9 protein-coding genes are annotated in these 9,259 nt (G+C 68.4%); 5 read left to right on the top strand and 4 right to left on the bottom strand.

Going from position 1 to position 9,259, the window contains the following annotated elements; translation table 11 throughout:
- Nucleotides 1-12 precede the first annotated feature (12 nt).
- Nucleotides 13-357, top strand: coding sequence for a hypothetical protein (locus tag ACWGSR_RS37185; RefSeq protein WP_453573768.1), 345 nt, complete (start codon nucleotides 13-15; stop codon nucleotides 355-357).
- 287 nt (nucleotides 358-644) lie between these two features.
- Here ACWGSR_RS37185 and ACWGSR_RS37180 read toward each other — a convergent pair whose 3' ends face one another.
- The 3 genes from ACWGSR_RS37180 to ACWGSR_RS37170 all read right to left on the bottom strand — a co-directional run bounded on the left by ACWGSR_RS37180 (nucleotide 645) and on the right by ACWGSR_RS37170 (nucleotide 4,691).
- Nucleotides 645-2,387, bottom strand: a complete 1,743-nt coding sequence (locus ACWGSR_RS37180; RefSeq protein WP_453573765.1) for an FG-GAP repeat domain-containing protein — start codon at nucleotides 2,385-2,387, stop codon at nucleotides 645-647.
- Between the two features lie 184 nt (nucleotides 2,388-2,571).
- Complete coding sequence (locus ACWGSR_RS37175) at nucleotides 2,572-3,537, bottom strand: hypothetical protein (protein WP_453573763.1); 966 nt, start codon at nucleotides 3,535-3,537, stop codon at nucleotides 2,572-2,574.
- 364 nt (nucleotides 3,538-3,901) lie between these two features.
- Nucleotides 3,902-4,691 (bottom strand): IS5 family transposase gene (locus tag ACWGSR_RS37170; protein WP_453573760.1). Its coding sequence is split into 2 segments (ribosomal slippage): nucleotides 3,902-4,358 and nucleotides 4,357-4,691, totalling 792 coding nucleotides; the frame shifts between segments, so codons are not numbered across the junction.
- Nucleotides 4,692-4,834: 143 nt separating this feature from the next.
- Here ACWGSR_RS37170 and ACWGSR_RS37165 point away from each other — a divergent pair.
- The 4 genes from ACWGSR_RS37165 to tpg all read left to right on the top strand — a co-directional run bounded on the left by ACWGSR_RS37165 (nucleotide 4,835) and on the right by tpg (nucleotide 7,256).
- Nucleotides 4,835-5,215, top strand: coding sequence for a hypothetical protein (locus tag ACWGSR_RS37165; protein ID WP_435191208.1), 381 nt, complete (start codon nucleotides 4,835-4,837; stop codon nucleotides 5,213-5,215).
- Between the two features lie 313 nt (nucleotides 5,216-5,528).
- A complete protein-coding gene (locus tag ACWGSR_RS37160; RefSeq protein ID WP_453573756.1) occupies nucleotides 5,529-5,819 on the top strand; it encodes a barstar family protein in 291 nt (96 codons plus the stop codon).
- Nucleotides 5,820-6,168: 349 nt separating this feature from the next.
- Complete coding sequence (locus ACWGSR_RS37155) at nucleotides 6,169-6,621, top strand: protein kilB (RefSeq protein WP_453573753.1); 453 nt, start codon at nucleotides 6,169-6,171, stop codon at nucleotides 6,619-6,621.
- An 80-nt stretch (nucleotides 6,622-6,701) separates the two neighbouring features.
- Entirely contained in the window at nucleotides 6,702-7,256 is a 555-nt protein-coding gene (tpg, locus tag ACWGSR_RS37150; RefSeq protein ID WP_453573750.1) for a telomere-protecting terminal protein Tpg, read from the top strand.
- 144 nt (nucleotides 7,257-7,400) lie between these two features.
- Here the strand turns inward: tpg and ACWGSR_RS37145 are convergent, their stop codons facing one another.
- The gene (locus ACWGSR_RS37145; protein ID WP_453573747.1) at nucleotides 7,401-7,535 is read right to left on the bottom strand and encodes a hypothetical protein; all 135 of its coding nucleotides are present in this window, start codon (nucleotides 7,533-7,535) and stop codon (nucleotides 7,401-7,403) included.
- Nucleotides 7,536-9,259 lie beyond the last annotated feature (1,724 nt).

The following is a 9,259-nucleotide window of genomic DNA, read 5'->3' as shown; positions in this document are numbered from 1 at the left end:
CAGGGTGGAGAGGTGACGGCTGATGCGCCAAAGCCCGCCCGCACCCCCGACGGACGGTATGTGATCATCGACGGTCGGCGCTGGCGGGCCACGGACCCCGACGTGCCTGAGGACGTGGCCGCCCGGCTGCGGTCCCACCTCATGGCCGCTCGTCGCGCCGTGGCCATGGCCCGCCGCGCCCAGGACACGGCTGCCGAACGAGCCGCCCGCGACCGCGTGCACACCGCGAAGGTCGCCCTCGGCGAACGCGGTATGCCCTGGTGGGACCAGCAGGAGCCCGAGCGCCGTACCCGCTGGAGCGACGGGCTGGCCGCGCTCGACGGGCACGGTGACCAGGAAGGCGCCGACGAAACGTGAGCGGGTCCAGATTCCCGGTCCCGAGCGCCGCCATTACCAGCACGACCGTTTGGAGACGACTCCGTGCGTGTGGGGGAGGGTATCGGGGGCAGGTGGGGTGGTGAGCGCATGGAACCGCTCTGGACAGGCAGGGCCTGGCCGAACTCCCCCCTCGGTGGGCCCTGGGGTGGTTGGACGGGCCCGCACCGGATGGTGCGGGCCCGTCCGGCATGCGGCCCGGTGGCGCGGCGGTCGGCCCGTGTCCGGGTGGGCACGCCGCAGAGGGCTTTGTGCCCTGGGGACGTGGGTCAGAAGAGCTGGTTGTAGGTGTTCCATCCCCCGCCGACGGGGGTGCGGGTGGTGAAGGGGGTGGTGGCGCTGCCGGTTCCCTTGTACAGCCACAGGGTTCCGGCCTTGTCGCGGGCGACGGCGTCGGGGCGTCCGTCGTCGGTGAGGTCGCCGGTCACGACGAGTTGGTCGTAGGCCTGCCAGCCGCCGCCGATCCGGACGCGGGTCGCGTAGGGCGCGGTGGCGTTGCCGGTGTTCTTGTACAGCCACAGGATCCCGGTCTTGTCGCGGGCCAGCAGGTCGGCGCGTCCGTCGCCGCTCAGGTCCGCGCCGCCGGCCAGCCGGTCGTAGGCCTGCCAGCCGCCGCCCACGCGCACGCGCGCCGTGAAGCGGTTGCCGTCGGCGAGCCTGCCGGTGCCTGCGTAGAACCACAGGACACCGGACTTGTCGCGGGCCAGCAGGTCCGTCAGGCCGTCCCGGTCGAGGTCCCCGGCCCCGGCGATCCGGTCGTAGGCGTTCCAGCCGGGACCGATACGGACGCGGATGGCGTACGGGGTGTCGTCGGAGTTCTGGCGGTCGTAGTACCAGAGGGTGCCGGACGCGTCGCGGGTGACGAGGTCGCCGTGACCGCGGGTGGCGGCGGAGGGTTTCGCGTCGGTGAAGGAGTAGGGGAGTTCCTTGAGCGGGGAGAGCGCGGTGAGCGCGGTGTATGCCTGCCAGTTGGAGCCGACCGGGGCCCGATTGTAGAAGGCGGCAGCCGTGCCGGGGGCGCCGAACTGCTGGAAGAGGGTACCGGTGGTGTCGCGGGCCAGCAGGCCGTGGCGGGGCAGGACGGGCTTGCCCAGTGCGGCGAACGGGGCGCTGGCGTGGCGGATGTCGCTGGTGGGGGTGCCGAAGTCGTGAATGTCGTAGGAGGTCAGTGCCTGGAGCCTGGCCGTGTACTGACCCGCGGACGTGCTCAGGTCGTAGCCGATGGTGTGGTCGCCCGGCTCAAGGCGGCACTGCAGGTTCGCCGGCGAGGACAGCAGCACGGCCGAGGTCAGCGTGCACACGGCCCCGGCACTGGTGGTGATCCCGCCGATGCGAATGGGACCCGCGCCGCGCCAGAGGTAACCGTCGGCCGGCCGGAACCGCAGGAACAGCTCCCCGGAGTCCTCGGCGTGGAATCGCAGCTGCTGGCGCACGGTCCCCCCGGAGGGTATGCCCGGCACGTCGAACCTGGCGGTGTTCAAAGCGGCGTGCGCCGCGGTCTTGACCACGACCTTGGCACTGCCGTGCGTGGGGCCCGCAGGCACGGCCGCGGCGGTGCGGGCGGTCTGGATCCCGGCAGCCAGATCACCACCCCTGGGCACGTGGGCGAAGCCCCAGTGGACCGCCGTCATGTCCGCCGCATCCCTGGGCACGGTGAAGCCGGGCCGCAGACCCGAGGGACCGCACACATAGACGGCGACAAGACCGGCCACCTCACTGCAGCCGTTGGCCTGCGCGGTGAACCCCTCGGGAACTCCCGCACCTTCCCCGGCCGGCCCGGTCAGCGCCCTGGTGGAGAAAGCGATCACCGTCTTGCCATCGGCCGTACCGGACTCCACCACCGGATCAAGACGCGGAGCGGTACCCGGAGCCGCCACCTGATCATGCGCCGACAGCCGTAGGACAGTGTCCCCGGCTGTGGCTATGGCCGTGCCGGAGTTCGCGAGCGCCGCGACGGTCAGGAGGCCGGCGGCGGCGGTGAGCGCCGCCGCACGGCGCGCTGTCTGGTTCATGGTTCCTTCAGGTACGAGGTGGGATTGCACAAGGGTTCTTGCAAGGGCGCGGCCACTGCCTCGAGCAACGGGCGATGGCGGGCCGGAAGGGGAGCGTGTCCTGTGCGGTGAGAAGTTTTTATGGCACTGGGCCCTGGTGGCGGGCGGAGAAGAGCGGTGGGCCGGCTGCCGGAGCGGAGGTCCGTCAGGTGCGGGTGGGGACCAGGCAAGCACCGTCGGGTGCGCCGGCAAGAGGTGTACCGGCCGCGTACGGGTCGAACCGCTTCCCGGCCTTGACCTTGGCCGCTTCTTTGGAGAAGAGCGGGTGGATGAATCCGTCCCCAACAGCAGGGCAGGCATCGTTGGCGATCATGTACGCGGAAGGACCCAGTACGATCTTTCCCTTCCGCACTGTCGCGCTCAGCTGGCGCCGCACGACCACTCGGGCCACTTCCTCGCGTCCGGGACGGACCTCCCAGCCGCCCTCTGCCTTCAAAACGGCGTAGACGAAGGTGTAGTCGGCATGCACCAGAAGCTCTCCGGCGGGTGTGGCTTCATAGGTCATGGAGCCCTCGGCCCTGGTGTCCTCCATGACGACGATCTCATCAGGATCGAAGCGGGTGAACATCGCCAGAGGATCACGCCCCTGCCCGGGACGCGCAAGGGCGGTCTCCATCTCACGCCGGGCAGGATCGCCGGGAGCAAGAAGAGCGAGCGCTCCTTCGGGGTGTTCACCGAGCAGTACTTCGTCGGAGACGTTGGCCTCCCGCACGAACTCACGCACCGTCTCCAGCCCTGCGGCCACCTGCTGCGCGCTGAGCTTGCCGACGGGCTCGGCCTGGGGAGGCAGCATGCTGCTGGCCACATCGGTCCTGTCCCAGCGGGCCGCGGGAGAGCCCCGGAAGGGCAGACCGGTCGTGTAAGGCCAGGCATCGGGCCACATCGACTCCTCAAGGAGCCCCGCCGCGAACGGCTCGTTCGCCGGACGCTCACCGGCCGTGACACTGAACAGCCAGAACGCGAACCCGCCGGCCACGACCGCCCCGGCCCCCGCCCACAGCCCGATCTTGCGACGCCGCCTCACACGGTCCTGCCGAAACCGCTCCTCACGGTCCGGATCGTTCTGCTCGGCTCTCAGCCGGGCCGCGAACTCCGCAGCATCGACAGGCATGCAAACCCCTCCCCCTGACCGCCAACCCGGCGGTGCGCAGAGATCTTGCCACGAGCACAGAAGTTTCCGCCTCGTGCGGGTGCTGCCTGAGCCTCGACGCGAAGGTGCGCGGTGTCCGCTGCTGCCCTCAGGGCCATCCTCACCGGACAGCGATCCGAGCTGCCGCATGCTCGGCGTGCGCGCGATGTGCGGGATCCGGGGATGTGTCCGGGTGGGCTGGGGGTGCTGTGGTTCCACCCGAGGGTTTGGGTGGAACCACAGCGGTGGGTCAGCTGTATGACTTGATCATGGTCATGGCGTCCCGGTTCCATCCGGCAGGAGTGGGGTTGGTCCAGCCGGCTTGTGCTGAGAGCTCGTAACGCGATCATGATCGAGCCTTCTTGAGTCTTCTCCAGCAGATGAGGCTGCAGGCGAGAGAGGCGAAGGTGTCGTGGAGTTCGGTGCGGCGTTCCCAGCGGACGGCGAGGCGTTTGGACTGGTGGAGCGGGGCGAAGGTCTGCTCGAAGACGTAGCGGAGCTTGCCCAGGCCCTCGATGTTCGGGGCGCCTCTGCGGGAGATGACCGGGAGGATCCGGCGCTTGCGAAGTTCGCGCCGGTGGGGGTCGGAGTCGTAGCCCTTGTCGCCGAGCAGGGACTGGGGGCGTCGGCGGGGCCGCCCTGGGCGGCTGGCGACGGGAGGGATGTCGTCGACCAGGGCGAGGGTCTGGGTGACGTCGTTGACGTTGGCGGCGGTGGTGATGACCTTGAGTGGGGTTCCGCGTCCGTCGCAGATCAGGTGGTGCTTGCTGCCCGTCTTCCGCCGGTCGACCGGCGACGGACTGGCGTCGGCTCCCCCTTTTTTTGGCGCGGACGTGGGAGCCGTCGACGCATACTCTGGACCAGTCCAGCTCGCCGGCCGCGTGCAGCCTGGCGAGCAGGACGCGATGTAGTTGGTCGAAGGCTCCGGCCTGCTGCCAGCGTTCGAGACGCCGCCAGCAGGTCTGGCCAGAACCGAACCCCAACTCAAGGGGGAGCAGTTGCCAGGCGATGTCGTTGTACAGGGCGTAGAGGATGCCCTGCAGGCACAGCCGGCCCGGCATGGGCCGTGGACCGGGAGCCTTCTCGGGCCAGCGCGGCAGGAGCGGCTCGATCAGCGCCCACAGGTCATCGTCCACCTCTGACGGGTTCGAGCAGGTCTGGAACGCCGCTCGTCGGCAAATTGAAGTCCGGCCCTCGTGATGGTTAGCCAGGGGCGGATAGTCGTTTGCTGCATCCGCCCTGCCCGCTCGATCATGGAAGTCTCGATCGAGGAGGCTTCGTGGGACTGTGTCTGTTCCCTGGGGACGGTGACCTCACCAGCCCGGACATCAGCTGGTCCTACTCGGGCTTCAGTGCCTTCCGCCAGCGCTTGGCCCAGGCTGAGGGGTTCACGCTGCCTGACATGTGGGGCTTCGGCGGGGACCGGCGATGGAGCGAGATCTCATCGACGCTTGAGCCCCTGCTCGACCATCCTGACGATGCTGGCGATCTATCCGCCGCAGACTGTGCCAGGGTCTTGCCCCGGCTGGCCGAGATCATCACGGAGTGGGAGGCCGAGGGAGGTGACCCCACCCTCTTGCGACACATCGAGGACGCCCGACAGCTCGTGATCGTGTTGAAAGTCTGCGTCGACTCGGACGTTGAACTGCTCTTTGGGTGACCTGGAGGAGAACGCGGCTGCGAGCCGGGGAGCCGAGATGGCTTCGAGGAAATGACATGGTCGTTAGACAGAACCCCAGGCAACCCGAGTGAGACAACGCCAAGGCCTGCAGGTCACAGTGTCGGCGCCTGACACCGAAAGTGAGAACCTACAGGATGTACGCTCTCGGATTTCGTGTCGGGATCTCACGGTCGAGTCGGACGGAAGCCGGATCCGGCATCGGCTGTGAGATGCCGCAGTTCAGCTGGCCGCAGTGCCGGCAGGGGTGCCGGGGGTCATGGAACGGCTTGGCCGGTTGAAGGGGTGGGGGAGCATGCGCGTGGCCGTTGACGGGGCACGTATCGGAAGCCAGGCGGACGTGCACCGGGTTCTTGCCGGGTTTTTGGACTTCGGTCCGTACTACGGGCACAACCTGAGCGCCCTGTGGGACCGTCTGAGCACGGATGTCGAGCGTCCGGTCGAGATCGTCTGGGAGAACGCCGCGGTCAGTCGTGGCCGCATGGGCGATGAGGCGTTCGAAGCGATCGCGTCCGTCCTGGTCCGAGCTGCGGCGGAAGACGACTCGAGCGCGCCGAACAAGAGGCTGACCGTGCGTTTCACCTGATATGGAGTCCAGCGGCGAGCGGTCGAACTCCGCTAGGACGGGTCAAGTGGGCCGGGCCGCGGCAAGGCCGACGCAGCCATCGACTTCCGACATGGAGCTGAGACGCTGAGCGTCCGACACAGCATGAGACGACGAACGGGTGCACAGGTCATGGCCTCGGCGTCAGACATGAGCCGCGAGACCCCGCAGAGAAACCGTCTGCACAACGACCTGACGGCCTCGCACCCTGTTCTAGGTCTCGTTGATCGTCCAGGGTGCTGATCGCCGCTCAGGTCGCCGTACAGCGCCTCACCTTCACCGGCGCCCGCCGGTCCGCCCGTCTGTTCGTTCCCGAAGGGGGAGCTTCGTCATGCTCGCTACCGTGATCGCCGTTCTCGGCACCCTGTTGGGTGCCGTGGTCGCCGGGCTGATTCAGCACCGCACCACCCGTTCCGCTCGGGATGCCGAGCGTGTCGACCGGCGCCGGGACCAGGCGCTGGAGGCCGTGACCGCGCTCGCCTCCGCGCTGGCCAACCATCGCCGGGCCCAGTTCGTCCGCGAGGAGCTGCGTCTGGCCGGCGGGGACGAGGTTCGCCTCGATGCGGCCCGCGCCGAACTGCATGCCACCCGCGCCGCGATCGAGACCCCGCGCGTTCTGGTCGCGGTCCTCGTGCCCGCCCTGGCATCGGCCGCCGACGCGGCCGCGCAGGCCTCCTACGACCTGCGTGACGCCCCCGACGCCGACACTCTCGCCGCACGCCGGCAGGACGCCATAGCCGCCACCAAGGCTTTCGTGGCAGCTGCCGCCCGCCACTTCGCCTGACCCGCCGCGGCCAGGGATGGCGTCATCCGCGATGCCACCCCCGCTCCGCCGCCCGCCGGCCCTCCACCGAAAGACCACGCATGATCATCGACACCGCCCTGCACGGCGCGTTCGTGGGCGCGTTCACCCGCCCCGTCCCGAAGAGCGTCGGCGCCCAGGTCCGCTACCTGGTCAAGCAGCACAAGGGCAGCACCAAGGCAGTTGCGGTCCTCCTCGGTGTCTCGCAGCGCACCGTCGAGCGCTACGTCCGCGACCAGATCAAGCGCCCGCGGCCCGAGCTGGCGGAGAAGATGGCCGCCGAGGTCCGCCGGCGGTGGCAGCCGCAGATCCGGGCCAAGGCCCGCAAGGCGGCGGCCACCTCGGCGGGGCTGATGGTCGACGTCCGCGCCCGCTTCGGCTTCACCGCCCCCGTCGGCACCACCGACGACGCCCGCATGCGCCATCTCACCCTCGCCCTGCCGCCCCACCACGCCGCTCGCCTTCTCGAGGCCCAGGACGCCGGCGCCACCGACCACGACCTCCAGCAGGCCACCGCCGAGGCACTGGGAGAGATGTACTTCCGCGACGGCGGCCACCGCGCCCACGACCTCCAGGTCGAACTGACCGACATCGAGCAAATCCAGTTCGAGCTGTAGCCGAGCTCTCACGCGCCCCGGACCAGGCGTCCGGCAACGGAGTGGCTCCAATTGGAGCCACTCCGTTCGATTTTCCGGGCACCTCGGCCAGGACGCAGTGGAGCCCCGGGACGAAAACGTCCCGGGGCTCCACTGCAGGTGGTGCTACTTGCGGATCTGGATGGTCACGGTGATGCCGCCGAAGGCCGTGAACGCGCCGACGGCGACGGCGCCGATGACGGCTGCGGCCGCCATCTTCTCGGTCAGCCCGAGATAGGTGGCGAACAGCGCGCAGATCACCCCAGTGCCTACGGCCGCCGCCTGTGACCAGCGCGTCAGTCGCGATAGGCGGACAGACGAAGACTCAGACGAACTAGCGTCGTGATTACAAATAGTGACTGCTTCGTCACAGTTAAGGGGTACAGGCGGGGTCTGTGTACCCCTATTCTTGATGAGTGTCATGGGTTCCTGCTCCTTGGATCGGACCGGTTACCCGTCGACTCGCGAGAGGGAGATTCCGCAGGGCCAAGCCTCCAAGCACGGGCCCATGCGGGGTCTCCCTTCGTCGTGCCGAAGGGCGTCGTGCCGAAGACTCTACGAGAAAGATCCGCCGAAAATGGCGCAGGACCACGGCGCACAAAACTCGCTATTCGGACAGAGGTCCATAGCAGACGTTTCGGGACTCCAGTGCCCCTTGTTTTTGCAGGTCAGGGGCTTGAAGGCGGAAATACTAAACCGCCCGGAATATCGCGACTCCGCAGGGTGACAGCATGCGAAAAATGTGATGCACGCCACATTTTGCAGCCCGGAATACCGGGTCAAACTGGGATAGTTGCCTCCTGGGTTTCTACGTGGTCTAGACCACTTGGTCTTAATGACGTCATCGCATCTGGTAGACGCTATGACGTCAGAGGTGTGTTGATGTCAGAGGTGATGTGACGTCATACCGTGCATGGCTGGGCTGGCAACCGAGTGCGTGGCCCAGGGCGAAGGTCAGTCCCGGAATTCCGGGACTGACCACCTACGAAAAGTCGTAGATGCCTGTCTGTCGTGAGATGCAGGGCCGTCCCTCCTTGCTGGTAGGTGATGGGCGTCGCCCGTTCTTCACTGCTGGGCGTCTTCTGTCTTCACTGGTGTCGCGCCGTCCGAGTGGGGTGTTCCTCGGGGCCGGCCGTCTCGTGGCCCGCACGCCCGCCCGCTGGCCCGCCCCCACGCGGGCGGCCCGGGTCACGCGTGTACCCGCAACCCCGCCCCGCCTCCGCAGTCCTGGAGCCGGGCCGCAGCATTTGCACGGCCGCTTCCTCGGCCTTCCCGAGCCACTCTCCGGGCGTTCCTGACGCCCCGTCCGGCCGTGCGCGCCGGGGCTGTTTGCCCTGCTCGCGTGGCCTCGGGCGGTGTGTCAGCGGTCTGCGTGCCGGTCCGTCCAGTGTGCAGGTCCGGATATGGCTCTATTCTGCCAATGGAACATGCTGCATCAGCTTGATGCAGGGGTGATGCAGCCTGGTTCCAGAGTTCAGCCACCCCCGCCTTTTGAAGCATTCTCGCACCGCCTCACCGAGCGGCGTCTCCCGGTGCTGGGAAAGTTTCCCAGGTGCTACACAGGTAGGCTCGTGATGCATCATCCCGGCCCCTTCCCGGAGCAGCCGGGCGGGGGCCGGCCTCTGGGTCTCGGCGTCACCGGGGCGCAGCCTCGGTGACCACCCTTGGGCTCCTCGCTTCCCCCGCTCCCGCCTCCATCCCCGGTTTGGCAAGGGGAAACCCGGGCCACCCTCACCGCTGCTGCTCGGCGTAGCCGGTGGCGGGGGAGCGCAGCGGACCCGCCCGGAGCGCCTGCGCAGCGGGTGCCCCGATTCTCGCGCAGCGGGAATCCTCCCCACCCTCAGGGAATGGAGCGAAGCGTAATTCCCGGATTCCCGCGCAGCGGGAATCAGAAAAGCGCGAAGCGCTTTTTAAAGGCCGCGCAGCGGCTTAGGCTCCGCGCAGCGGAGCCTTTCTCTTGGAATTCGCGCAGCGAATTCATACCC

The sequence above is a fragment of the Streptomyces sp. NPDC055632 genome (assembly GCF_053618675.1).
This window is presented reverse-complemented; position numbering and strand designations above follow the sequence as displayed.